Annotated in this window: 23 protein-coding genes; 9 read left to right on the top strand and 14 right to left on the bottom strand. The window is 54.0% G+C overall.

Going from position 1 to position 23,365, the window contains the following annotated elements; genetic code table 11:
* Nucleotides 1–1,222: 1,222 nt before the first annotated feature.
* Genes WCK51_00325 through WCK51_00315 form a run of 3 tightly spaced genes read right to left on the bottom strand, consistent with a single transcriptional unit; the run spans nucleotide 1,223 to nucleotide 4,151 of the window.
* A complete protein-coding gene (locus WCK51_00325; GenBank protein MEI7575310.1) occupies nucleotides 1,223–2,374 on the bottom strand; it encodes an amidohydrolase in 1,152 nt (383 codons plus the stop codon).
* A 5-nt stretch (nucleotides 2,375–2,379) separates the two neighbouring features.
* Nucleotides 2,380–3,423: an LLM class flavin-dependent oxidoreductase gene (locus tag WCK51_00320; protein ID MEI7575309.1), complete on the bottom strand. Its 1,044-nt coding sequence runs from the start codon at nucleotides 3,421–3,423 to the stop codon at nucleotides 2,380–2,382.
* A 47-nt stretch (nucleotides 3,424–3,470) separates the two neighbouring features.
* A complete protein-coding gene (locus WCK51_00315) occupies nucleotides 3,471–4,151 on the bottom strand; it encodes a hypothetical protein (protein ID MEI7575308.1) in 681 nt (226 codons plus the stop codon).
* Between the two features lie 78 nt (nucleotides 4,152–4,229).
* On the opposite strand from WCK51_00315, the gene WCK51_00310 reads away from it, so the two are divergent.
* A complete protein-coding gene (locus WCK51_00310) occupies nucleotides 4,230–4,901 on the top strand; it encodes a hypothetical protein (GenBank protein ID MEI7575307.1) in 672 nt (223 codons plus the stop codon).
* Between the two features lie 5 nt (nucleotides 4,902–4,906).
* On the opposite strand, the gene WCK51_00305 is transcribed toward WCK51_00310, so the two are convergent.
* The 4 genes from WCK51_00305 to WCK51_00290 form a co-directional block, all read right to left on the bottom strand.
* Nucleotides 4,907–5,215 (bottom strand): metalloregulator ArsR/SmtB family transcription factor, encoded by a 309-nt coding sequence (locus WCK51_00305; GenBank protein MEI7575306.1) that lies wholly within the window; start codon nucleotides 5,213–5,215, stop codon nucleotides 4,907–4,909.
* A gap of 1 nt (nucleotide 5,216) precedes the next feature.
* On the bottom strand, nucleotides 5,217–5,693 hold the full coding sequence (locus WCK51_00300; protein MEI7575305.1) for an SRPBCC domain-containing protein: 477 nt from the start codon (nucleotides 5,691–5,693) through the stop codon (nucleotides 5,217–5,219).
* Between the two features lie 161 nt (nucleotides 5,694–5,854).
* Nucleotides 5,855–7,822 carry a cation acetate symporter gene (locus tag WCK51_00295; GenBank protein MEI7575304.1) on the bottom strand — a complete coding sequence of 656 codons (1,968 nt, stop codon included), beginning with the start codon at nucleotides 7,820–7,822 and terminating at the stop codon, nucleotides 5,855–5,857.
* Nucleotides 7,819–8,097 carry a DUF485 domain-containing protein gene (locus WCK51_00290; GenBank protein ID MEI7575303.1) on the bottom strand — a complete coding sequence of 93 codons (279 nt, stop codon included), beginning with the start codon at nucleotides 8,095–8,097 and terminating at the stop codon, nucleotides 7,819–7,821. Before WCK51_00290 ends, WCK51_00295 begins: the two co-directional genes overlap by 4 nt.
* A 122-nt stretch (nucleotides 8,098–8,219) precedes the next feature.
* Between WCK51_00290 and WCK51_00285 the strand changes: the two genes are divergently transcribed.
* Genes WCK51_00285 through WCK51_00275 form a run of 3 tightly spaced genes read left to right on the top strand, consistent with a single transcriptional unit; the run spans nucleotide 8,220 to nucleotide 10,869 of the window.
* Nucleotides 8,220–8,486 carry a hypothetical protein gene (locus WCK51_00285; protein ID MEI7575302.1) on the top strand — a complete coding sequence of 89 codons (267 nt, stop codon included), beginning with the start codon at nucleotides 8,220–8,222 and terminating at the stop codon, nucleotides 8,484–8,486.
* A 28-nt stretch (nucleotides 8,487–8,514) separates the two neighbouring features.
* Nucleotides 8,515–10,386: a M48 family metalloprotease gene (locus WCK51_00280; GenBank protein MEI7575301.1), complete on the top strand. Its 1,872-nt coding sequence runs from the start codon at nucleotides 8,515–8,517 to the stop codon at nucleotides 10,384–10,386.
* 9 nt (nucleotides 10,387–10,395) lie between these two features.
* Nucleotides 10,396–10,869 carry a DUF1003 domain-containing protein gene (locus WCK51_00275; GenBank protein MEI7575300.1) on the top strand — a complete coding sequence of 158 codons (474 nt, stop codon included), beginning with the start codon at nucleotides 10,396–10,398 and terminating at the stop codon, nucleotides 10,867–10,869.
* Here WCK51_00275 and WCK51_00270 read toward each other — a convergent pair.
* From WCK51_00270 to WCK51_00260, 3 genes are all read right to left on the bottom strand, one after another.
* Nucleotides 10,866–11,906, bottom strand: a complete 1,041-nt coding sequence (locus WCK51_00270; GenBank protein ID MEI7575299.1) for a glycosyl hydrolase 53 family protein — start codon at nucleotides 11,904–11,906, stop codon at nucleotides 10,866–10,868. The genes WCK51_00275 and WCK51_00270 overlap by 4 nt on opposite strands.
* Before the next feature lie 9 nt (nucleotides 11,907–11,915).
* Entirely contained in the window at nucleotides 11,916–13,121 is a 1,206-nt protein-coding gene (locus WCK51_00265; GenBank protein ID MEI7575298.1) for an aminotransferase class I/II-fold pyridoxal phosphate-dependent enzyme, read from the bottom strand.
* An 83-nt stretch (nucleotides 13,122–13,204) separates the two neighbouring features.
* Entirely contained in the window at nucleotides 13,205–13,870 is a 666-nt protein-coding gene (locus WCK51_00260) for an LON peptidase substrate-binding domain-containing protein (GenBank protein MEI7575297.1), read from the bottom strand.
* 97 nt (nucleotides 13,871–13,967) lie between these two features.
* Here WCK51_00260 and WCK51_00255 point away from each other — a divergent pair, with 97 nt between their 5' ends.
* Genes WCK51_00255 through WCK51_00245 form a run of 3 tightly spaced genes read left to right on the top strand, consistent with a single transcriptional unit; the run spans nucleotide 13,968 to nucleotide 16,704 of the window.
* Entirely contained in the window at nucleotides 13,968–15,674 is a 1,707-nt protein-coding gene (locus tag WCK51_00255; GenBank protein MEI7575296.1) for an ATP-binding protein, read from the top strand.
* A gap of 9 nt (nucleotides 15,675–15,683) precedes the next feature.
* Entirely contained in the window at nucleotides 15,684–16,226 is a 543-nt protein-coding gene (locus WCK51_00250) for a hypothetical protein (protein MEI7575295.1), read from the top strand.
* Between the two features lie 22 nt (nucleotides 16,227–16,248).
* The gene (locus tag WCK51_00245; GenBank protein ID MEI7575294.1) at nucleotides 16,249–16,704 is read left to right on the top strand and encodes a hypothetical protein; all 456 of its coding nucleotides are present in this window, start codon (nucleotides 16,249–16,251) and stop codon (nucleotides 16,702–16,704) included.
* On the opposite strand, the gene WCK51_00240 is transcribed toward WCK51_00245, so the two are convergent.
* Complete coding sequence (locus tag WCK51_00240) at nucleotides 16,692–17,288, bottom strand: aminodeoxychorismate/anthranilate synthase component II (protein MEI7575293.1); 597 nt, start codon at nucleotides 17,286–17,288, stop codon at nucleotides 16,692–16,694. The two genes, WCK51_00245 and WCK51_00240, sit on opposite strands and share 13 nt — an antisense overlap.
* Nucleotides 17,289–17,346: 58 nt before the next feature.
* Between WCK51_00240 and WCK51_00235 the strand changes: the two genes are divergently transcribed.
* Complete coding sequence (locus WCK51_00235; GenBank protein ID MEI7575292.1) at nucleotides 17,347–20,004, top strand: pitrilysin family protein; 2,658 nt, start codon at nucleotides 17,347–17,349, stop codon at nucleotides 20,002–20,004.
* Here WCK51_00235 and coaD read toward each other — a convergent pair.
* Together coaD and WCK51_00225 are read right to left on the bottom strand one after the other, a co-directional pair.
* Nucleotides 19,994–20,488, bottom strand: coding sequence for a pantetheine-phosphate adenylyltransferase (coaD, locus tag WCK51_00230; GenBank protein MEI7575291.1), 495 nt, complete (start codon nucleotides 20,486–20,488; stop codon nucleotides 19,994–19,996). The genes WCK51_00235 and coaD overlap by 11 nt on opposite strands.
* The gene (locus WCK51_00225; protein MEI7575290.1) at nucleotides 20,485–22,074 is read right to left on the bottom strand and encodes a peptide ABC transporter substrate-binding protein; all 1,590 of its coding nucleotides are present in this window, start codon (nucleotides 22,072–22,074) and stop codon (nucleotides 20,485–20,487) included. The genes coaD and WCK51_00225 overlap by 4 nt, the downstream gene beginning before the upstream one ends.
* Before the next feature lie 41 nt (nucleotides 22,075–22,115).
* Between WCK51_00225 and WCK51_00220 the strand changes: the two genes are divergently transcribed.
* Entirely contained in the window at nucleotides 22,116–22,586 is a 471-nt protein-coding gene (locus WCK51_00220; GenBank protein MEI7575289.1) for a hypothetical protein, read from the top strand.
* Here the strand turns inward: WCK51_00220 and WCK51_00215 are convergent.
* Nucleotides 22,567–23,334, bottom strand: coding sequence for a DUF2071 domain-containing protein (locus tag WCK51_00215; GenBank protein ID MEI7575288.1), 768 nt, complete (start codon nucleotides 23,332–23,334; stop codon nucleotides 22,567–22,569). The two genes, WCK51_00220 and WCK51_00215, sit on opposite strands and share 20 nt — an antisense overlap.
* Nucleotides 23,335–23,365: the final 31 nt, after the last annotated feature.

Here is a 23,365-nt window from a genome sequence, read left to right as displayed (position 1 = left end):
GCGCACTGGAAAATCATGCTCTTGTTGCATGGAACTGGCGGCAATGCTGTGCTGAAGCCTGCGATCAGGATTCCCAAAGCGAGAGCAGCGATAGGGGAGAGTGATTTTAGTTTTTGCATGGTTCTAACCTACGGAGTGGTCAAAATGAAGTCTCGTGGTGGTTTGTATCTTCCGCAGAAAACGGAGCCATTTACGCGGAGCAAGCACTTATGGGGAGTGGCTAACGATAAGTCAACTGAACGTTCTGACGGGGCGTAATATAATTCGTCGTGAGCGGTACATTCCACTACAAACATATCGGTACCTAGCTGTTTCTCCATGCTGATGGCAGCTTTGCGAAAACTCGAAATGTTGCCGCTACTGTCTACGGGAGCTACTAGAATACTAGAGCTGTAAGTTGAAATTCTGCCCGAGCGTAAATGCTGCGGAACCTCGGGACAGAACCAAAGCTCTTTGCTCACGTATGGCGCGAACGTATTGCCAGTTATACCAATGTATGATAGGCCGTGAAGTTCTGGATAGAGACTTTCTGCATCGTAGTCGGCGGCGTAGAGTGAAAGTCCGACAAAAATCTGTTCCAGCTGCTTTACACATGCTCTTTGCTTGGCCGATTCGCGGGCTGGGGATGTCAAAGAGAAAGCTAGTCCCGCAAGAGCGCAGAGGATAGCGATCACCGTGATGAGTTCGATCAGAGTGAGTCCAGTAGTGCGCCTCAATTTTGCCTCCTTACACTACTTTGGAGTGCCTCCATGAAATCCTTCTCGGTAGGCTTCGAATCGTCAACACAAGCGGCAGACTTAACACGATTCTGATACCTCCACTCAGTAACAACGTTCAACCGTTTCTCTGTGATAAACCCGAGCAAAAGCAGTACGCATAATCCAACCGCCCTCAAAAAAACCTTGAAAATTGGATTGGGATTAATGATCGAACCAGACTTGGGAGGGATATCCATTAGTGCATTCTCTAAGCAAGTTACAAATATTGCTTCCTCAATAGTGCTGTCGCTATTGTGAATTATAACCCAAGTACTGACCAAATTGGAAAAGACTTCAAAATAATTTGTAGTTGATATCTGATTTTTCTGTTCGAGGTTCTACATGACGGCTCCAGGTTGAGCATCTGCTCGCTACTCACCGCGTAATAATCTCTGTCGAAGCTTCGAGTCTGCACACTCTGGCGCGTCCCTGCCGGGTTCCGGATCCTGGCGTGGACGCCGGGGCTACGACAACGCCAACGCAGTCATCACGCGAACCCCGATCTCTAGAGCATCATCATTGAAGTCAAAGTGCGGCGTGTGCACGCTTGGAATCTCTTCGACACCTTCGGGAATCAGACCCAACTGGTAGAAGCAACAAGGGCACTCCGACGAGTAATAAGCGAAATCCTCGCCTCCCATTGTCGGCTCGGCTTTGTCGCTGACTTTGTCTTCGCCCAGCACGCCACGCGCTACTGTCACGAACCGCGCAACTGCGTCTTCGTGGTTCACCACGACCGGATACCCTTCATTAATGGTCACCTTTGCCTCGACATCGTGTGCCGCAGCGACGCCGTGGGCCACCTGCTCCAGCCGCTTCTTCGCCATCACCCGAGTCTCCGCGTTCATCGTCCGAATCGTCCCGTGAACCATCGCGGACATCGGAATAATATTGTTCGCGGTTCCGCCATGAACTTGCCCAACTGTCACGACGATGTTGTCGAACGGTTCGGTGTTCCGCGAAGCAATCTGCTGAACCGTCGTGATGAACGACGCAATCGCCACAATCGGATCGCGAGTGCTCTCCGGAGCCGCCGCGTGTCCGCCTTGCCCGACCATCTCGACGTAAAACTCATCTGTCGAAGCCATCATCGGCCCAACTTTCGTCGCCACATGACCAATCTTCACGGTCGTCCAGCCGTGTAACCCGAACATCATGTCTGCTTTCTTGCCCAGGAGCGAACCGTTCAAGCAACCGTCCTTGACCATCAAATCTCCCCCGGCCCCACCTTCCTCGGCGGGCTGAAAAACCATCAAGACGTTATTCGGTCGAACCGCCTGATTTGCCAAAGCGGAAGCAACCCCCAACAAGATTGTCGTGTGCCCATCATGTCCACAAGCATGCATCCGGCCCGGAATCGTGCTTGCATAGGGCTTGCCCGTCTCCTCGTGAATCGGGAGTGCGTCGATGTCGGCACGTAAAGCAATCGTCGGGGCGCTCGCTGGATCAGAAGTCGCGGGCAAATAGCCCAAAACTCCGGTGCCCTTAGCCAATCCAGCTTTGAATTCAATTCCCAGAGCCGACAGCTCCCGCTGAATCAGCTCGCTCGCATAGGTCTCCTCAAAGCGAATCTGGGGGTGAGCGTGCAGATCGTGCCGAATTGTGAGAAGGTCCATTGCGCCTAGGCTACCTGCCCGGACTTCGCCCTTACCAGGGGCGCGACCTCGTTCCCCAAAAGCCGAATCGACTCCTTCATCTGCTCATGTCGAACCAAAGCAGAGCTCTTTTGGAACGTTAGTCGCTGAATCCCGCCCAACGCCTCGCTCGCTGCCAACGCCTTTTCCGCAACCCTCGCTGGATCGCCGATCAAGTAGGCCCCGCTATCGCCGCAAAGCGCCTCAAACTGCGCACGCGAAGGAGGCGGCCAACCGCGCTCACGACCGATCTCTGTGAACATCTGGAACCAGCCCGGGAAAAACGTGTCCTTCGCCAACTCGGTTGTCTCACCCACAAACCCGAACGCATGCACTCCGACTTTCATCCCTTCTTCGGGATGCCCAGACTCCCGAAACGCCTGACGGTACAGATCCACCAGCGGACGGAACCGCCGGAATTCGCCGCCAATAATCGCCACCATCAGCGGCAATCCGAGCAGACCGGCGCGAACAAACGACTGTGGAGTCCCGCCAACTCCCAACCAGATTGGAATCTCTTTCTGATATGGCCGTGGGTACACTCCTTGCCCCGTCAGCGCTGGACGGTGGCGTCCGTTCCAATGCACATTCACGTCTTCTTGCAAAGTCAAAAGTAGGTCGAGCTTTTCGGTAAACAGGTCATCATAATCCTCGGCCTGTAGTCCAAAAAGCGGAAACGCCTCCCCAAAAGACCCCCTTCCGACCACGATCTCAGCGCGGCCCTTTGAGATCAAGTCGAGCGTCGCAAACTCCTGAAACACCCGAACTGGGTCGGCAGCACTGAGCACAGTTACCGCACTTGTAAGCTTGATCTTCGACGTCCGAGCCGCCGCCGCCGCAAGAATCACCACCGGAGCCGAGTCCAAAAACTCCGCCCGATGATGCTCGCCAACTCCAAAAACGTCCAGCCCGACTTCATCCGCGGTCTGAATTTCCTCAAGCAGCATCTCCAATCGGTCCACCGCCGACGATATCGAGCCGTCCAAAGGGTCCTTGTGAACCGCCGCAAAGCTGTCAATCCCAGTTTCCATGATCAGATTCCTACGCCCCAACGCGTAGCCTATCGCATTTCAACCAATCACTCGCTTGGTGACTTGGATACATCCAGATCCGGTTTCGTAGTCCAACGCGCTCTCCAGCCCAGCTTGTCGATCTTTGTCCGGAAAATCACCGTGTTATCAAGTGCAATATCGTCCGACCAAATGAACTTCGCTCCGCTAAAATCGAAGTCATAAAAGGTCTTTTTGGGCCCAACTTCCTGCTCGGAATACTCCTTGGCGTTCTTCCACGTGGAGTCGTCGAAGTCCTTGGCAAACCAGTTTGTTGGAAGCGCGAGTCGACTAACTTTGGGATTCTGAGTATCTCGGTTCAAAGGACCGGTGAAAAAGCTCTTCGCCTTCCAGCTTGCGTTGGTTGTCGTTCCATCGGCGAACTTCAGAATGAATCCGGCATCGCCAATATGGTCGCCGTATTCGCATCCGGTTTTGGGGTCTGCATTATCCTTCGCCAACACCGCAATTGTCATCGGATACTCAGGTAACAAGTCGAGTGTCACCACGTTATGCGGCAGAAAGTCAATTGGATCAACAGCGACTGGCTTCCCATTGATGTAGAGCATGAACCAGTTGTCGGCGTAGATGTTCGCCCTCGTCGTGTCCGTCATCGCAGGTTTAATCGGATTCTGCGCGGGCCGTTGTTGGTGTGCGATGGTCAAAGTAGCGAGCAAAGCTCCAATGGTCACGAATCCAGCAGGTTTCATGCACTCATTCTAAAGCAAAGCTATTTGGAAACCGTTTGAAAATCGGGTTCAAGAACCTAAAGCGTATAATTTGCCTTAATGTCCTTCTCTCAGTACCCCCGTCCTGGAGATGTAACCGATTACCTCGTTCCTACCCAGCAACTCCAACGACTGGTTCAGTTCGGACTGATTTGGGGCGGACTGTGGGTTGGTTCAAGCACTGTTCTGAGCACGTTCGAATTGGTGTGGGGTCCCAAGTATCTCGATGATTCGGGAAAGCTCCTCCTTTTTGCCCCTCTTGCACTTGGCTACTTGGTGTTCGCAATCGCATTCGGAGTCATCGTCTTCCAGTGGGTTGGACTCGCGTGGCAGACCGTCGTTGGCCTTCGTGGGCTTCAACCCAGAGTGAGTTCCAAAGGTGCGGCTTGGCTCAGCGTGATGCCAGTTGTCAATTTGATCAGCCTAATCTATGTGTTGGATTTTCTTGTTGTCAGATCTCGGTCAAAAGACGAGCGAACTATGAACGCGCTCTCGGTTGGCTCTACCGAACCACTGGCCACCGTATTCTGCTATGCGCTCGTCACCCACTTCTGCACTCTGTCTTTCGAGCTAATACCAACGTTGCGGATCTTGATCAATACCGCATCTATCGGCTTCAATTTGGTCGATATGGTTAGTCACATCGCTTGCTATTGGCTCGGCTACCTGCTCAGCAGAAAGGTGAACGATCAGCTAAAAGCCGTGGCGGTCCCACCCAGATTTCCCGTCTAATTCTTCTAACCATCCAGATAACTCGCCAATGCATCCAGCCGCCGGCTCCATCGCTGCGCGTGCCGATCCATCCAGTCCTTCGCCTCATGCATTGCTGCGGGCTCAACCATCCGCAGGATCACCCGGCCTTTCGTCTCGCTCCGAACAATGCCCGCGTTCTCAAGGATGAGCAGATGCTTGGTCGCCGCCTGGCGGGTCATTCCAAAATCACTGACCAACTCAACCGTCGGCGTCGGCCCATTCGCCGACAGCCTCTCGACGATCGCCAACCGAGTGGGATCGCCGAGGGCCTCGAAAATCTTGTGGCAAGCCATCTTACTCCTTGATCGAGCCGGACTGGCGAACGTCGTCTTCCAACCAACGCACGATCTGCTTCATCATGTAGCTCCAGCCGCCCGTGTTGTCCTCAAACGCCTTCGGACGCCGCGCTTCAAGCACCCTGCTGAACCCAGATTCGACCATGGTGATCTTCGTTCCAGAGTCAACTGGCTCAATCGTAAAGCGAACGGTGGTTTTTTCCGCATCTGGACGCTCACTCCAGTCGCCCTCGCCCGGGTGCCATTGATACGCAAACGACCTGTGCTCGTCCCGCTCAACGACCGTCCCCGTTTGCTCGCCATACCCGTCAAAGTACATCACCAGCGGACTCCCCACCTGAAAGTCGCTGTTCACCCGGTCGCTAAACCAAGCCTCCCACCCGTCCTTAGTGGTGAGAGCTGCCCACGCCTTTTCAAGCGGAGCTTTGACGACGAATTCGCTACTGAGAGCATCAGAGGTACGAGTGATTTCCATATGTGCAGCCTTACGGATGCATTATACGGCGTTGATCGCAGTTATGCAATGTTTTGGATGCATATTCTGTGTTGGCCGCTAACTCGCTCCCTGGGCGGGCAAGGCTCCCGAGGGTATCACCGACCATCCAGTAACTGGCCCTTTGAATCCGAAACTAACGACTAGCTGATGTAATCCTTCGAGTGCCCCAGCTCCTCCGGAGCATGCAGCCTCAGCATGATCGTATCTGCATCCGCCGGAACTTCGCCGGCAGTGGCCTTACTCACGAAAATCATCAGCAGCAACGACAAAGGAACCGCCCAGATGGCAGGTTGCTCCATCAACGACTTCACCAGCGGCGACAGATCCAAAGTGAGGACCTTCTTATCCACAAGCATCGTTGTAACAATCGCCGCCAATGAAGCCAACCCGCCAACGAGCATCCCGCTTGCCGCCCCCTTAGCAGTAAGCCCCCGCCACCAGGCACCCAGAAGCAACAAAGGGAAGTACGAGGCCGCACCAATTGCGAACGCCCAGCCGACCATCATCGCGATATCAAAGCTCTCCACCAGCAAGCCGAGGAGCATCGATACTACACCGATGCCGATTGCGGCAAACTTGAACATCTTCAACTTGTCTTGTGGTGCAGCGGAAGGCTTCAATATCTTCCCATAGATGTCGTGGGCAAACGCTCCCGACATCGAGACGAGCAATCCCGAGAACGTCGACATAAACGCCGCAAAGGCCCCCGCTGAGGTAATTCCGCTGAGCATTGCGCCCCAAACCCCGCCGCCATCGACCATCATCGGCAGCTTGATCACCGCCGAGTCCGTGCTGTTGGAGGCATAAAGAATCGGCATCGCCAATCGTCCCAGCGAGCCCCAAATCGGCGTGAACACGTAAAACGCGCCCAGCATCACCATCACCCAAAGGGTCGTCCGCTTCGCAGACTTTCCGTCGGGATTGGTATAGAACCGAACAAGAATATGCGGCAAACCCGCCGTTCCGCATACCAAAGCGATGATGAGCGAGTAGGTGTAGAGAAGCGGATATCCGTGCTTGCTGGTGAGCGGGCCAAAGGGGTTGAGCCACTTACCGTTCGCCGGAGCGTTCGGAGCCAGAGCCGGCTGGCCTTCAGGCGCGGTCACCCGAATTTCAGACTTCTCCGCAAACTCAAGCTTGAGCGATGCCTTGCTGGCCTTCCCCTCGGCCGAAGTCACTTCAAAGGGTGTGACTTGAATAAGAGTGTCCTTTGGAACTGTCACATCCTTACTCTTCGAGTCGATAGCAAGGGTAGAACCGATCGCTGTGATTGCTTGGCTCGCGTCGAAGATATCCCCAGGCTTGGGTTTTGGATTCACCGAGACTGCAACCAACTTTGCGTCCGTTTCAAACTTGACCAAACTTGTTCGAGCCGAGGATAGGGCCAGCGCATTATTGGGAGCCGCAGCCTGGCCTTTCATTTTGATCACGTCACCTGGAATCGAAGGAATCCCCTTAGCGTCCGCCCGAGCCGTCTCTAAAGGCTTGTTGTAAAAACCAACAACCGACATCACCACAAACAGCGGCAGTGAAATCGCAAAAACCTTCATCCAGTACTGCGCCGCCTGAACCAGCGTGATCCCCTTCATCCCGCCCACCGCAACGTTGAAAGTGATAACCGAGCCAACGACCAAGATTCCGACCCAGTAGGGCCAGCCCATGATGCCTTGCATCGTCACCCCAGCGCCTTTCATCTGCGGCAGAGTGTAAAAGAACCCGATGAACAGCACAAACGAAACCGCGACCTTACGGAAGGCTGGCGAGTGAAAGCGTCCCTCGGCAAAATCTGGAATCGTATAGGCCCCAAAACGCCGCAACGGACCCGCAATAAACAGCAACAAAAACAGATACCCCGCCGCATAACCCACCGGATACCAAAGAGCGTCGTACCCGTTCTTCATCACCAGCCCGGCCACTCCCATAAATGAAGCGGCCGACAGATACTCGCCCGAAATCGCAGAAGCGTTCCAAAAAACATTAACCGAACGACCGGCCACAAAGAAATCACTCGCCGAAGACGACTTTTTGGTCGCCCAAACGCCGAGCATAATGGTCGCAACGGTCACCAAAACGACCCAAGCCAGCGGAATCAACTCAGCCGCCTTCACTTCGACTCCTCTGCTACAATTTCGGCTTCCAGCTTCTCGGAGCCACTGACAAACCAACTACTGAGCACCCATGTTAGGGGATAAAAGAGGAGGCCGAGAACGAGCCAAGTCGCGCTAAACCCACCTATGTTTGTCGCCGCCAGATCGGGCAAAAACAGATTCACCAGCGGAAGCCCGACCAGGATCAGCACAAATATCGCTGCAATGCGAAGGCTCAGGTTCAGTTGCCGCTTGATCAGCCGATGAGTCAGTTCACGCTTCTGTGCGTCATCCATGGGTGAGGGATTATAGCGGGTTCTTGCGGGGCGGAGGAAGAGTCCTCGGTTTTATCCGCTTTATACGCGTCGGTGATGATATGGAACTTGGCAACCCAAATCAATCGTGATAGGATTACGCCATGTCAACAATGCACCCGACGTCCGACTATATCGCCCGAATCATCCGCCGCGAGCATGAGCAGCACCATACGGTTGAATTCAAGCTCATCGGCGAAGGAGTACCCGACATGGGTTACACCGCAACCGTCAAGGTCTACGGCGATTTCATCGAAATCCACGCCGTCGACGGGATGAACTTCTTTGTCCCCGCTCACCAGATCAGGTACATCACCCACGAGACAACGAATTCTCCTAGCGAGACAAAAGGCTGGAATCTTTACATTTAGAGACGGTCAGTTTTGATACAATGCAGACGTGACTTACGTCCGCGCAGTTCTCTTGTTTGTTGCGCTCTTGACTAGCCTTGCATCGGCCCAGTTTGCATCGGGCCAGGACGTTAGATTTCAGACCGAGAGTTATTCGAGTGCAATGCGCGGCGCACTCAGAGAGAGCGAGAATCAAGGCACAAACTGGGTCGACCTGATAGGAGGCGATAGGGGCACGCAGGTTCATATTCTCTTTAAGGTCGATAATGTCGACCTACTTGTGATGGTTCCTTTCGATGTCAATCGAAAAGCACTTCTTGAGGACTCCAAGAGAATTGCGAACGAGGTGGATCTTCCAAAAATTGACTTCATTGAAGCCGAAGGGACGAAGACGAGAATGGTCGATCTCGAAGCAAACGATTACATTAGAAGAGCGGGAGACACCAGTCACTTTGAGTGGAATTTTTCCAAGCTCGTCGAAGCGTTCGAGAAAAGCAAAGTCTTACCGAAGCCGATCTACTACTACGTCCGAAAGTCAGACGCAAAATTTATAAAGCTAAATGTAGATGGAAAGGTCGACTCTCGCGACCTAACTACCTCCAGTTTCTTCTCCGCGAAGGAAGTCAAACCAGCCTCAAAGCTCGTCTACCATGAGACTGTGACCTTGCTCGGAAAGTCGGTCGCCTGGTTGATGATCGGCTTCATGTTGGTTCTGGTGCTCGCGATGCCGATTCTAATGTGGTGGCCCGCTGTCGTTTCTCTTCGCAACGCTGACGAATTTGCCAAGCAAGCAGCCGTCGGGACTCCGGGCGAAGAATCAAAGCCCCCAAAATCGCCCGAAGAGGTACAAGCGGCCTATCTTGAGTCGGTCAAAAATCGTCCGATGGCAATACTGAAATCCCTGCCGGGCGTACTCCCAATGCTCATCGTCCTTCCCATGGTTTTGGGCCGGGGCGCAATGGATCGAGCACCAACACCAGAGGTTTTGAATCGAATACCAACAAACTTTTTGTTGCCTGCAATGGTTCTTCTGGCGGGGACAAGCTTCGTGGGGTCACGAATCTGGTTGAAACTAAAACTCAGGCGACGGGGAATTGATAAAGTCCCAAAGACCAAGGAGCAGATTGAGGCCGAGAAGTCAATGTGGTTTCTCAAGCTAATAATGATTCCTCTGATCTTCATGATGGCGTTTCTGGTTGGAATGCCCTTTTTGAAACCGTACTTGCGCGGGGTCAACCCCACCCTGATCCGAGTCATCATTTTTGCTCCGATGGTCATCACCTTTGCAGCCATGGCGCTGATCAGCCGGAAGAAGAGGAACGAAACACACATCGAACTTAGTCCTGGCGATCAGTGGTACGACGTCACGATGGATTACGCCCAGCGGGCGAACGCAAAGATTCGCGGGGTAAGAATCCAGAAGACGGAGGTGATCAATGCATCTGCCAGTTTGTGGCGCATTGTCACCATCAACGAGGGACTACTTGAAAAACTACCTGAAGAGGAAGTGAAAGCGATCATCGCTCACGAAGTTGGACATATCCGATTCCAACACGTGCCAAAAGGGATCCTGCTCTCTTTGGCGTTGCAGGTTCCGCTCTTCTTCGGCTACTACTCGTTTGCCGAGTGGCTCGACCGTAACTATAAGATCAGCCTCTTCGGGCTTGGCATTTTCGCAAACATGCTGATTTCCTTTATCATCCTTCCTGTCGTCAGTTGGCAGAAGCGCAAAGCGGAGCGAGAAGCTGATCGCTTTGCGATGGAGACAATTGGTAGTCGTGAAACGGTGGAGAGGGCTTTGGTCGCCATTCACACCCTCAACGAGGCTCCTCATGAGCTAGTTAAGTTTGATGAGGTTTTGTCGACACACCCGTCCCTCAAAAATCGTATTGCAGCACTCAGGCTAGCAAACCCGGACTAAGCTTAGTGAATGGGCATCTACAAACGCAGGCATCAACACCGAACCAAAGATCAAGTTCTGGCGGAGCCGAAGCCGGTTCTCAACCCAAACCGCGAGCACTGCGACAAGCTGAGTCCGCTAGAAATTCTCGCGTTGAAGATCACCGACAAGGTCGGCTCGCCGTCCTTCTTCCTCTTGATCTTCACCTGGACAGTGTGTTGGGTTTCCTACAATGCGTTCGCCCCACATTTTGGGCTCGAAGCGTTCGATCCGTTCCCTGCCTTTGTCGCCTATCTCCTCATCTCAAACGTGATTCAGATTCTGCTCATGCCGCTCATCATGGTCGGCCAGAATCTGCAGTCCCGTCACAGCGAGCTTCGGGCGGAAAGTGATTTTGAAGTCAACGTGCGAGCCGAGCACGAAATCACCGAGATTCTACTGAGGCTCGAAAAGCATCAAGAAATGATGGAGCAAATTTTGAAACGCTTGGATGCGAAATCCTAACGTCCGGCGAGTGCGGCAGCCCCCGGCAAAAGGCGATGTTCAAAGTCGAAGAGCGCCAGGTTTTCGTATGGTGTCTTCATACCCGGATGCGCGACGTACTCCGGAGCCCAGTAAATCACTCCTGCACCTAGTCCACGCGGAGTCGCTCGAACGACTTTGTGAAGCTCGCGCAGAAACAGTGCCTGACCTTCCGGTGTAGCAGGAATCGCACACTTCATATCCGTCTTCTCCCACACGAAGTTTCCGGTGTCGTCCGCCCATTTGAAGCTGAACGGGTAAGCCGTTTCGGCAACCATCACCGGCTTGCGGTACCGCTCTGCAAGCGTCGCTAGGTTTTCGCGCAGTTGGTCAAACGTGCCGTGCCACCAGGGGTAGTAGCTCAGACCGATCGTGTCGTACTTCACCCCGCAGGACTTCAAGTTGTCAAAAAATACTCGGCAGGCCTTGGCGTCACCGCCCGAATCGTGGTGGATTTGAGTCTGCCAGCGATCTCGCTTACCTTCGGCTTGTGCCGCGCCTTGCAAACCGGCTTTAAGCAACGCCGCCAGATTGTCGTAGCCGCCTTCAGGAAGCTTGCCGAGCGGCCACATCATCCCATTACGTATCTCGTTCCCGATTGCGACCAGTTTCGGAGGAGTGCCTTGTTTGATCAATGCATCCAAAACCTGTTTGGTATGAGCCCGAGTCGCCTCGCAGAGCTCTTTTAGGTTCATCTTCTGCCACGCCAAAGGCGTGATCTGGTGCTGAGGATCGGCCCAGTCGTCGGAATAGTGGAAGTCAATCAGGGTCTCCATCCCGACCCCTTTGGCCTCCTTCGCCATCTGGAGCGTATGAGCCAGGTCACAGTACCCCTTGGGCGGGTTCACCCAAACCCGCAGCCTCAGAATATTGACACCGGCCCCGGCGAACGCGGTCAAAGGTTCAGTCTTCTTTGCACCCACAAAGAACTCCGCCTTCAGATCCCGATATTCTGGGATGAATGAGGCATCGACCCCTCTGTAGTAAGTCGGAGCGAGAGCGAGTGCAGCGAAAATCACGTTGCTATTCTACGAGAGAACCGATTTAGTGATGTCGACAATCTGCGAGGCAAGCCAATCGCCGTCCGCATCGATCCCAATTGAAAACCGCACAAATCCCTCGCTCAGTCCCATTCGCTCCCTTTCCGAGGCGGGGATTTCGCTAGAGGTTGAGCAGGCGGGCATCGAGAACAACGTGTGAACGTAACCCAACGAGACTGCCAAGAAGCCGACCCCGGCTTCTTTCAGGCGCTGCATCAGCACGTCGGCCCGGTCGCGGCTTCCGCAGTCGAGGGTCATAACTGCCCCCGCTCCATAGCCTGTATTCGCCAAAGAGCCAAGTCGCTCGAAGTCAGGATGCGAAACCAGACCCGGATACACAACTCGAAAACCTGACTCCTGGATCCTGCCCGCAACTTTGAGCGCATTGGCCGAATGCTGACGCACTCTCACGGGCAGAGATTGGAGGTTCTTTCGGACATCCGCAGCGACGCCAGCATCCATCGAGGGCCCCAGCAGCATCGTCGCTCCGGTGTTGACATCCATTAAGGATTGAATAAGAGATTCACCGCCACAAATGACGCCCCCAAGGTGGTCACCCATGCCATTGATGTACTTCGTGAGGCTGTGAATGACGATATCTGCACCGTGCTCAGCGGGGCTGCAAATGAGCGGCGCAAACGTGTTGTCAATCATGAGCGTCAACCCGTTCTGCTGCGCAAAAGTAGCTAGGCTAGGAATATCGCACACCGCCAGCAGAGGATTACTCATCGTCTCGGCGAAGACCATTTTGGTGTTCGGCGTCAAAGCCGAAGCAAGGGACGCGCCATCGTTGATGTCGATGAAAGAGGTGGTGATTCCAAAACGTGGAAGGAAGTTGTCGAGAAGTGCATACGTGCCACCGTACACAGTTCGGCTGGCGATGATGTGGTCGCCAACAGAGCAGGTTTGAAGAATCGCGCACGCAATTGCGGACATCCCCGAGGCCGTCACCAAGGCGGATTCGGTCCCTTCCAATGCGGCGAGCTTAACCGCAAGTGCCGCGCAGCTCGGATTGGCGTGACGAGAATAGAGGAACCGCCCGGGGATTCCGACTTCAAACATCTCGGTCATCTCGGCCCCCGTTCCAAATGCAAACATCGCCGAGTCAGAGATCGGGGTATTGACGTGACCCGAGGGGTGTTGCATCCGGTCAGCATTCAACCGTGTTCCGGGATCAACTGAGTTTTCGATCATAAGTCAATTATTCCACTTTGACTCAGAATGATTCGTTAAACCTTAAGGGAAACTAATAAAGAGTTTGAAATTCAGTGATTTGACTAATTAACAGAAACCCAGTCTCTCAAATCAATCGCTCGAAGTCGCTTCGGCTCCGTCTCACTCGGGATGTTTAGGTCAGCCAAGTAAGCGTGCATCGCCTCAAGCCGAGAAACTGTGTCCGTCATCTCCAAGAATGACTGCTTCTGCAGCAGGGTGAAGTCCAATAGGTTAGCTATCGAGTACGACAGCCCTTCCGGCCCGTCCGGGAAGCGAACGTCGATGTCCATCTCGGCCACCCTTAACTGGTGGCGAATCAGGTTCTCGCACAACTGGCGACACTCCTTTGCCAAAACATCTAACTCATCTTCGTTCGAGACGGTCGATTCTATGAGTGGTTCAACCTGAGCGGTGAGATAAGGCATCGTCTCATCCAGATGGCGAATACGAAACCTGCTTAGTCCCAAAACATTGATATCGAACCGTCCATCGGTATAGGTGTGAACGTCAACGATCCGCACGAGGGTCCCAACGAGATACGGCTCAGCGGGCTCCCCGCTTTCTTCGCCGATGCGGATCAGAGCTACGCCGAAATACCCACCAGAAGCGATGCAATGCGACACCATTTGGCGGTACCTGGTCTCAAAAATGTGAAGTTGTAGGCGTGAATGAGGGAACAGCACTGCGTGCAGCGGAAAGATCGGAATTTCCGGGTGTTCTTCGCTCATTTCTTACTGTCTTTTATACGCTACAAACGGTCATACTAGACGTGTCATTTTAGGTGGCGGCGGTTTTTGGTCGTCATCACAAAGGATTTTTTGCAAGATGCCTGAAGAACTGTCAAACAGTCAACTGCGGATAAACGAGCTGCAAGCGGAAGTAGATCGTCTCAATCGCCGAATTAGCGAGCTAGAGACCGATAAGAATCTGCCCGTTTCGCAGCGATCCGAGCAGTCCGTCGATGTCACCCCAATCGACCAGGCCGACATCACTCTTCGCCGGCTCGTCCAGCGCATCGCGATGATCCTCCAGGCGGAAAAGATCGTCATCATGTTCCACGACCGAGAAATCGGCGAGCTGAAAGGCATCCCGCCAGCTTTTGGTCTCGACGAAGCTCACTTGGCTGCGTTCAAAGTTAGAGCAACTCACGGCATCTCCGGCAAGGTCTTCCGCGAAGGCGAAGCTCTAATTTATCACGACATCGAGTCCCACGAAGAGTCACGCGAGGAGTCGTACGGATTGCTTCACGTTTCCAATGGCGTCTGCGTACCGCTCATCATCGAGAAGCGCGACGAAGAGAACCGAGTCATTGAGAAGTCGACCATCGGCGTACTTCACGCATTCAACAAGCGACACGGTGAAGACTTCAACGACGAGGACGTTCGGCTCCTAGAGCGCATGGCGCGAAACGTTGGCTCGATCATCGCCAATCTCCAGATGTACCGCGAGGTGGTCGAAGAGAAGGAAGAGCTTGCTCAGACCTTCGAGTCTCTGACCTCCGGACTGGTTCTGGTTTCAACCGAAGGTCGGCTCAGCCAGGTCAACGCCACCGCCCGTGCGGTGTTCCAAGCTCCACAGGATGCTCTCGGCAAGCACATGAACGAGGTCATCAAGGACTCGGCGGTTGTGGATGCCATCCAGAAGCTCATCGACGGCACCGATCCCGGCAAAGTTGAGACCTACGTGGTGCTCGGCAACAGCGAGCGGATCTATGAGTCCCAGTTTGCAAGCGTGACCGGGCAAGACGGTAAGGGAATCGGCGTCGTCGCAATCCTTGCCGACGTGACCGAGATCCGAAACATCGACCGCATGAAGTCCTCGTTCGTTGCCATGGCTTCGCACGAGCTGCGAACCCCGCTTACCGCGATCAAAGGCTTTTCATCGACTCTACTCGAAGGCATCGACGAGGACATGTATACCAAGGACGATCAGCGAGAGTTCCTTGGCATCGTTGTTGGCGAGTGCGACCGACTTCGCCGCCTGATTGATGACCTGCTCAACACAAGCCGAATCGAGGCGGGCGAATCGCTCAGCCCGAATTATGGCCACGTCGACGTCACAGACCTTATTCATAAGGTCGCGATGGTTCAAAAGCAAGCAACCAGCAAACACACCATAAAGGTGGAAATCGAAAATCCGCTTCCAAAGCTGATCGTAGGCGATCAAGACAAGATGGATCAGATTCTCACGAACCTGATGAACAACGCCATCAAATACTCGCCAAACGGTGGCGACGTGATTATCCATGCCCGAAACGAAGGCAAGACCTTGTTGATTGGTGTCAAGGATCAGGGACTTGGAATTCCAAAGGATCATCTCGGCAAAGTCTTCGAGAAGTTCCATCGAGTCAACAATGACGACAACCGAAAGATTTATGGAACGGGCCTGGGCCTATTCTTGGTTAAGCACTTAGTCGAGCAGGTTCACATGGGCAAAATCTGGTGCGAATCTGAAGTCGGCGTCGGGTCGGACTTTATGTTCCGAATTCCGACGGATATCGACATCGAAGAAGCCAAGGCTGCAAACCAGTAAGATAACGGCATGAACAAAAAGACCGGCATCCTCCTCGCCTCCCTCATCGGGGTGCTGGTGCTGTGTTGTGGAGGCGTGTTCTATCTCACTCGAACCACGTTGGAGCGCGTGAAAGAGACCATCGCCTCTAACCGTTCCTTCGTCGCGACTTCTCTTGAGAAAACAGGAAAGAGCTGGGATGAGGCAGTGTTTGCCGAATTCGCCGACAAAGAGTTCCTCACTCCCGAGGGTCGGGACGGTACGAAGAAGCGGTTCGCGATCTTCAACCAAAAACTCGGCAAGCTCAAGACGCTTGGAAAGGTCGAAGACGTTCCTCAAAGCCTAGTCACCAAGTCCGGCGAGAAAGATCGTGGCTTCTACCTCTCGTTCACCGTCGATGGTGAGTTTGAAAAGGGGAAAGGGAAGTTCAAGGTAACGGTTCGCAACGACGGTCCCAAACCGAAAATCTACTCGATTGCGCTTAACTCAAACGAGCTGATGGAAATGACAGATTCCGGTCTCGATCAAGCCAAAGAGCGACTGAAGAAGACTACTGAGGGAACTAAGAAGTAATCGGAAGGGTTGAAAATCGCCGATGGCGAAGCAACCCAAACGAAAAGTTCTCACCACGATTCTGGCCATTTTTGGTCTTGTCCTCTTCCTCCTCGCCATTGTCGGTGCCACCTATGGCCGAGGCTTCATGGCGATTGTTGGCCGGGATAAAGACTTCATCCGAACCGAGTTGATAGCCGCTCATCAGGACCGAAAAGGATCACCTGAGATACAACTGCATTCTCAAAAGCTCGAGAAGTCACTGGGCAAGTTTCAAGAGATCACCAACATCATGGGAATGGCCGACATGGGCGATATGACCAGCGGCAAGAACGAGTTCAGCTACTACGCTTACTGCCAATTCGAGAAAGGCGAGGGGACCTACATCATTCGGGTGAGCAACGAAAATGAGCAGCCGAAACTTCTCAGCGTCACATCGGAGCCAAGACACATCCAGCGCAAACGTGTCCGGCAGGAACTGCTCAATCAACTCCGCTGAGCCACGCGCTTGGCAAAGTTCTCGACCATCTTAAACCCTTGTTCGGTGAGAACCGACTCGGGGTGGAACTGAACCCCTTCAATCGGCAGCGACTCGTGACGAAGCCCCATGATCTCGTCGTCATCGTTCGATCGGGAGGTCACAACAAACCCCTCCGGAACGGTCGAGCGATCCACTACAAGCGAGTGGTAGCGGATCGCCGAAAACGGATTTGGCATTCCCTCAAACAGTCCAATGCCGTCGTGTGAAACCATCGACGCCTTTCCGTGCATCGTCTTGTTCGCTCGATTAACGGTGGCACCGGTGACGAACCCGATCGCCTGGTGACCAAGGCAGACACCAAACACCGGAACGTCGAATCCCGGAGCCCCGGCAAGAGCTTGGCGAAGAATATCGACACAGATCCCAGATTCGTTGGGGGTGCAAGGCCCTGGGCTCAAGAGAATCCCGGAGGGCTTCAGAGCGACGATTTCTTCAAGGGTGATTTGGTCGTTTCGGTAGACCACGACTTCGGCACCGCACTGTCCCAGATACTGGACCAGGTTGTAGGTGAAGGAGTCGTAGTTATCGATAACCAGGATCATAGCGTCCGCATAGTTTAGCCGGAACCATCGTGCTCGCAAAGGCGATAGACTATGCCGTATGCCGATTCTCGCTACATTCGCACTCACTACGGTTCTCGCTGGCCAAGCCAGCGGCGGAATCAAGGTCCCCTTCGAGAAGTACACCCTCCCGAACGGAATGAAGGTAATTCTTCACGTTGATAAGACGCTGCCCGTAGCGACGATCAACACATGGTTTTACGTCGCCAGCAAAGACGAGCCCGAGCGAAGAAGCGGCTTTGCCCACCTCTTCGAGCACCTCATGTTCATGGGAACCAAGCGGGTTCCGAACGGCGAATTCGACCAGATCATGGAGAAGGCTGGAGGATACAACAACGCCTCAACCTCTACGGATCGAACGAACTATTTCTCCTTCGGTCCCTCGAACATTCTTCCCACTCTGCTCTGGCTGGATGCAGATCGGCTTGAAGCTCTCGCCGAAAACATGACCGAGAAGAAGGTCGATCTCCAGCGCGATGTCGTGAAGAACGAGCGACGGCAGAATGTTGAGAACGAACCCTACGGCAAAGCCCAGGAGGCCATGCCTGGCCTGCTCTATCCCAAGGGTCACCCCTACAGCACATCGGTGATTGGTTCCCACGAGGACTTGACTGCGGCATCGGTGCAGGATGTTAAAGACTTCTTTAACCAGTTTTACGTCCCGAACAACGCATCTCTGATCGTCGCTGGCGACTTTGATCCCGCAAAGATCAAACCTGTAATTGCGAAATTGTTTGGCACGTTGCCTCGCAAGAACGATATCGGACGCAAACTGGTCCAGCCGTTCAAGTTTGAAAGCCGCACCGTTACGATGGTGGACGCTGTTTCCGCGCCCAAATCCTTCCTCTGCTACCATACGCCAGCATACGGCAAAGTGGGTGATCTCGCCTTGAAAGCCACGGGGACAATTCTCGCTGGCGGACTCGCCAGCCGATTGCAACAGGAAGTCGTCAGCAAGCTAGGACTCGCCTCAGACGTCTCTGCTTACCAAGACTCCAGCTACCTCGGCTCGGTGTTCTACATTGATGCAACGGTTGCTGAGGGTAAGTCTCAAGTCGAAATGGAACGCGCAATCGACCGTGTCGTCGCCGGACTAGCCAAAAGTGGACCAACCGCCGACGAACTCAAGCGCGTCGTCGCCAGCCGAGAAAGCGCAACGGCGCGCACGCTCCAAAGCCTCGATCAGAAGGCGGACAAGATGAACGAGTACGAATTCTACTACGGAACGCCTGACTACTTCCAGAAGGAGATCGACGCTTATAAGGCCCTGACTCCAGCGGCAGTGAAGCAGGCAGTGGCGAACTCGCTAGTTGGCAAACCTCGCTTAACTCTGCGCGTCGTGCCAGAATCGACCTCCGCCGAGCAGAATCCCCGCGACACCCAGCCGTCGATTGATGAAGCAGGAACGTTTACTTCTCCAAAGCCAACCGACATCGGTGGCATCCGCTATTGGAGCCGCGCTGGTGTCCCTCAGGTGACTGTAAGCGTCCAGTATTCCCAAGGCACATTTGCCGATCCCAAAGGTAAAGAAGGGCTCGTCAACCTGGCAACTGAGATGATGGTTCGCGGTGCAAAGGGAAAGTCGGCCAGCGACACCTCTGCACTCCTTGACGCCCTCGGAGCAAACCTGAACGTCACGACTGGAACTTCGGGAACGACCTTCAGCCTGACCGCCCCTCTCTCCAATGCGTCCGCGGCCATCGACCTCATGGTCGACTCAATCCTCTCGCCAACGCTGGCAGATTCCGATTTCAAGGACCTCAAAGACGAAGTGATGGCCCAGGTGAAGCAGGAGAATGATAACCCTAATTCCGTCGCCCGAAAGGTCGCAATGCGCGAGTTCTTTGGCGCAACCCACCCCTACGCCCGTCCGGCAAGCGGAACTGAAGCTAGCCTGAAAGCAATCACCCTGAAGGATGTTAAGGCGGTTGTCACCCAGGTACGAGCAAGCGGAAACTCGATCCTCGCCGCCGGAGGCATGTCGATCACGCAGGCAAAATCTCTGCTCGCAACGAAGCTTGCAAAGCTGAAAGGTGCTAAGTCGGCAAGCTATCAGAGCTTCGCCGCACCCAGCGTCAGCAAATCCCGCCTCGTGATCGTGGATCGGCCGAATGCGGTTCAAACCGTTATTGGCCTCTACTTCCCCGGCCTCAAAGAGAGCGATGCCGAGGCTACTCCTCTAGATGCCGTGACAACCATCCTCGGAGGTTCGTTCACCAGCCGGCTAAACCAGAACTTGAGGGAAGACAAAGGCTACACCTACGGAGCTGGAGCGTCAATGACCGCAAATGCCAGCTTCGGGTACCTCCGACTGAGCTCGTCGGTTCGTACCGACGTGACAGGGGCTTCGCTCAAGGAGTTCATCAAGGAACTTGACCGGATTCAGTCCATGGATGTCACCGAAACAGAAGCTGGCAAGGCGGGCAAGCTGATCCGAACCAACATTGTCACGGGATACGGCTCCTTGAACGAAATCGTGGGAACGGCTCTCGGCCTCGAGGCAATGGGAACAACTCAAACCAAACAGGATGCAAAACTAGTTGCTGTCTCCAAGCTCACCGCGGCCCAACTGAACGCAATCGGGAAGCGAATGTACAATCGCTCGAATTCTCTGATCGTCCTCGTTGGCGACAAGAAAGCAATCCTCGAGCAGATCAAGGGGCTTGATCTGCCGAAGCCCGAGTTCGTTAACCCTTAAGCCGTCGCTCGACGGCTTGACTCAAAATCGTGAGCACCGGGTCCGGAACCATGGTGCTCACATCACCCTTTAGCAGAGCAACTTCGCGAACCACGGAAGAGCTTAGGAAGCTATATTCCCAGCGAGTCATCAAGAACACGCTATCAACTTCTGGCTCCAGCTTCCGGTTCACCATCGCAATCTGAAACTCATAGTCAAAGTCAGCGACTGCCCTCAGCCCGCGAACAATCGACTTCGCTCCCTTAGCCTTGGCAAACTCGACGAGCAAACCATCGAACGACTCAACGGAGACATTTTTATAGGGCTGAGAGATAGCAGTGAGTGCCTCCAAACGCTCGTCCACGGTAAGCAACGGCACCTTGTGCGAGTTTTTGCCAATTGCCACAATCACATTGTCAAAGAGTTTCGATGCCCGCTCAATGATGTCAGCGTGACCCTTCGTCGGCGGGTCAAACGTACCTGGATAGACCGCGACGACCCTCACTTGAGGGTCACCTTGTTGTGAGGCAAAGAGCCCAATAGATTGTATCGAAGCCCCTGAACCCGAGGGTTCACAAGCACGCCGTCAATCTGATGATAAAGCGGAATCCTTGGAACATCGGTCAGAATAATTGCTTCTGCCTTGGCGTAAAGTTCAGCCCGTCGTTCAGCGTCTGGCTCAACATCCGCAGTGGCGCACAGAGTATCAAACTCCCGGTTCGACCACTTGTCAAAGTTCGCCGAAGCATCGGTGGTCAAGAGCATGGAGAGGAAGTTCTGCGGGTCGATGTAGTCGCCATACCAACTGAGGAACGCGCAAGGCAGCTCTCCTCGGTTTCGAGCTTTTAGGATTGCCCCCCATTCGAGAGACCGCGGCTGAACGGTCACGCCAAGATTACGTCTTAAGTCTCCGGCGACCGCCTCAACGACTGCTTTGGCATCTGAGTTCTCAGCCCGAAACGTGATCTCGATCGGCGGAACCTTGTCTCCCGACTTAAACTCAGACAGTGAAAGCTCGGCTTTTGCCTTCGCTGGATCAAATCCAAAAGCAGTTACCGACGGAGCTTTGGAGTTGATCCCTTCAGGCAGCCAACGATTTGCCGTGGGAACCCCTGCCAGAATCTGCTGAGTGATTCGGTCCCGATCAATCGCCATCATCATTGCTCGGCGCAAGTGAACATCCTTAAACGCAGGCTGTGCCTTAGCTGAAAGCAGCAAGTAAAAAACCGCCGGACGGTTGATTAACTTGAGTTCATCTTTCAGCTTGGCATCGTTCTTCACCGCCGCCCAGTCCTGCTTCTCCAAGGTCGTCATGTCGGTTTCTCCGCTTTTGAAGAGCGCAAGCCGCGTCGATGCGTCCTTGATAATCCGCCTCTGGATCGAAGTAATAGCAGGCTTCTCACCGTGATAATCAGAGAAGGCCTTCAGGGTCACCTGCTGCTCAGGTGAAAACGTCTCCAGTGCAAATGGACCTGTGCCCACCGCGGTCCTGATCTCACGAATCTCTTCAACCCCCTGCTTCGCCGGAATCACCGATCCGCAAGCATAACTCAGCTTGCCGAGAAAGTACGGTCGAGCCTTGTCAATCGAGATCTGAACAGTCTTAGGGTCAACAACTTTAACCCCGCTCAGTTTCTTCGAAGAACCCGCCAAGAGCTCTTTCGCTCCGATGATGTCCCCCAAATAGGTTTCCGCTGTCGGAGATGCCATGTCTTTACTGAGCGCACGCTCCAAGGACGCTTTAACATCGGTAGCCGTGACCGGCGAGCCATCGTGAAACTTCGCATTGCGCAACTTAAACGTATAAACAAGCCCGTCACTGGAGACCGTCCAGGATTCAGCAAGAATGCCTTCGACTTTGTTATCCTCGCCATACCGAACAAGCGGCTCGAAGATGTTTCCGAGCAGATCCATCGTATCCACGTCCTGAACTTTGGCCGGATCAAGAGTGGTCGGGTTGTTTGAAAGGGCATAGCGGAATGTCGTTGCAGACCCCTCATTCTTGCGTGACGAGAAACCGCCCCCGCCCGAAGAATCGCTACCACACCCTACTAAAACCAGGGCGACCACCAAAAGCAACTGCGCTTTCACGGTCACTAGTTTAGCGGTTTGCCTCATAATAATGACGGTTTATGCGCCAACTGCTCGTTCTGCTCGCGCTTCTCACCGCCTCGGCGGGCTGGGCAGATGTGTCCGGTAAGTGGATTGGGATCGCGATGCTCGGGCCGAGCAAAATCGCGCAGAGCATGGACTCCGATGCACTTCTCAAACTTCAAATGAGCAAGGCGTTCCTCAAAAGCCTTCGCTACGAAATCGAACTCAAAGCCGACGGAACATTCGTCGCCACCGTGAACGGAGCCGACATTGAGCGCCGAAAGAGCTTTGGCATTTGGAAGGAGAAAATGGGAGTCCTCACTCTCATAACGACCAACGAAAATGGAGCCAAGGTATCCCGCTCGATGACGGCGAAACTTGATGCAACCGGAAAGAGGTGGCTCGTAGTGATTTCGAGTAAGCCCGGACTTCCAGTCACGAAGCTAGTATTCGCCCGAATTCCGGCACCTGTCAAAAAGGCTGAACCCACTAAACCCACTCGGGTTTGAAACACTCCACTCTGACTCCCCGACAGTATCGGAAGTGCTCAAAGTGAAGTTCTCCAAACTTGGGGTCACCAGACTCTACACTTAGCCGCAAAACGTCTGGTTCGGAAACTGTATAAGGCTCATGCCAAACCCGACCAGTCAACAATCGTCCCTTACGATCCGCGGCATAGAGCCGGTACCGTTCGAGAAGCCAGAAGTCGAATGACTCGACTTCTGCTGGATGCTGTTCCGCACTGACCCGAACCTCGGCGGTGTAACGGAAGTCTGGTGAAGGCCGCTCGTAAACCCACGGTAGTCTCTGGCGGTCAACTCGCGTTCCGTAGTAGGCCACGCAGTCAGCGTTCTCGACGAAGTCGAGTCCGGCGTAGCAATAAGGCAACTTGAAATTAGCCCGAGCCCCGAAGCAAGGGAGGTAGGCACTTGCATCCAGTGAATAGAACCACACTCCAGGGCCATGAACAGGGTGGTTTACGTAGGTTCGTAGATTCGTCTCTAAGAAGTCGGGCCATGTGAGCTGGAAAGAACGCAACGAACGCATCGCAAACGGCACGAATCCCAGCCAGGCGTCGCCATCAAAGGTCTGAAGTTCCAGTCCGTGTGGCAGGTCACGGGCAAGAGCCTCCGCATCGCATCGAGCGTGAGCGAAAAGCAGGTGCTCCCAGGCCTGACGCATCACTGGGTCTTTCGTTGGCCTATCCCGCTGCTCCACCAGTCGATCATAAAGCGGATTTGAGCGTATGGGAACCATCAATCGTAACCTATCGTTCACAATACTCGTA

It is taken from the genome of Armatimonadota bacterium (genome assembly GCA_037138755.1).
Classification (GTDB): Bacteria; Armatimonadota; Fimbriimonadia; order Fimbriimonadales; family Fimbriimonadaceae; genus Fimbriimonas.
Note: the sequence above shows the minus strand (reverse complement) of the source record. Positions and strands in the feature narration are given on the sequence as shown.

Bases quoted from the DNA above. Each gene is read 5' to 3' on its own strand.
- WCK51_00325 (MEI7575310.1), bottom strand. From the start codon at position 2,374: ATGGACCTTCTCACAATTCGGCACGATCTGCACGCTCACCCCCAGATT.
- WCK51_00320 (MEI7575309.1), bottom strand. From the start codon at position 3,423: ATGGAAACTGGGATTGACAGCTTTGCGGCGGTTCACAAGGACCCTTTG.
- WCK51_00315 (MEI7575308.1), bottom strand. From the start codon at position 4,151: ATGAAACCTGCTGGATTCGTGACCATTGGAGCTTTGCTCGCTACTTTG.
- WCK51_00310 (MEI7575307.1), top strand. From the start codon at position 4,230: ATGTCCTTCTCTCAGTACCCCCGTCCTGGAGATGTAACCGATTACCTC.
- WCK51_00305 (MEI7575306.1), bottom strand. From the start codon at position 5,215: ATGGCTTGCCACAAGATTTTCGAGGCCCTCGGCGATCCCACTCGGTTG.
- WCK51_00300 (MEI7575305.1), bottom strand. From the start codon at position 5,693: ATGGAAATCACTCGTACCTCTGATGCTCTCAGTAGCGAATTCGTCGTC.
- WCK51_00290 (MEI7575303.1), bottom strand. From the start codon at position 8,097: ATGGATGACGCACAGAAGCGTGAACTGACTCATCGGCTGATCAAGCGG.
- WCK51_00285 (MEI7575302.1), top strand. From the start codon at position 8,220: ATGTCAACAATGCACCCGACGTCCGACTATATCGCCCGAATCATCCGC.
- WCK51_00275 (MEI7575300.1), top strand. From the start codon at position 10,396: ATGGGCATCTACAAACGCAGGCATCAACACCGAACCAAAGATCAAGTT.
- WCK51_00265 (MEI7575298.1), bottom strand. From the start codon at position 13,121: ATGATCGAAAACTCAGTTGATCCCGGAACACGGTTGAATGCTGACCGG.
- WCK51_00260 (MEI7575297.1), bottom strand. From the start codon at position 13,870: ATGAGCGAAGAACACCCGGAAATTCCGATCTTTCCGCTGCACGCAGTG.
- WCK51_00255 (MEI7575296.1), top strand. From the start codon at position 13,968: ATGCCTGAAGAACTGTCAAACAGTCAACTGCGGATAAACGAGCTGCAA.
- WCK51_00250 (MEI7575295.1), top strand. From the start codon at position 15,684: ATGAACAAAAAGACCGGCATCCTCCTCGCCTCCCTCATCGGGGTGCTG.
- WCK51_00245 (MEI7575294.1), top strand. From the start codon at position 16,249: ATGGCGAAGCAACCCAAACGAAAAGTTCTCACCACGATTCTGGCCATT.
- WCK51_00240 (MEI7575293.1), bottom strand. From the start codon at position 17,288: ATGATCCTGGTTATCGATAACTACGACTCCTTCACCTACAACCTGGTC.
- WCK51_00235 (MEI7575292.1), top strand. From the start codon at position 17,347: ATGCCGATTCTCGCTACATTCGCACTCACTACGGTTCTCGCTGGCCAA.
- WCK51_00220 (MEI7575289.1), top strand. From the start codon at position 22,116: ATGCGCCAACTGCTCGTTCTGCTCGCGCTTCTCACCGCCTCGGCGGGC.
- WCK51_00215 (MEI7575288.1), bottom strand. From the start codon at position 23,334: ATGGTTCCCATACGCTCAAATCCGCTTTATGATCGACTGGTGGAGCAG.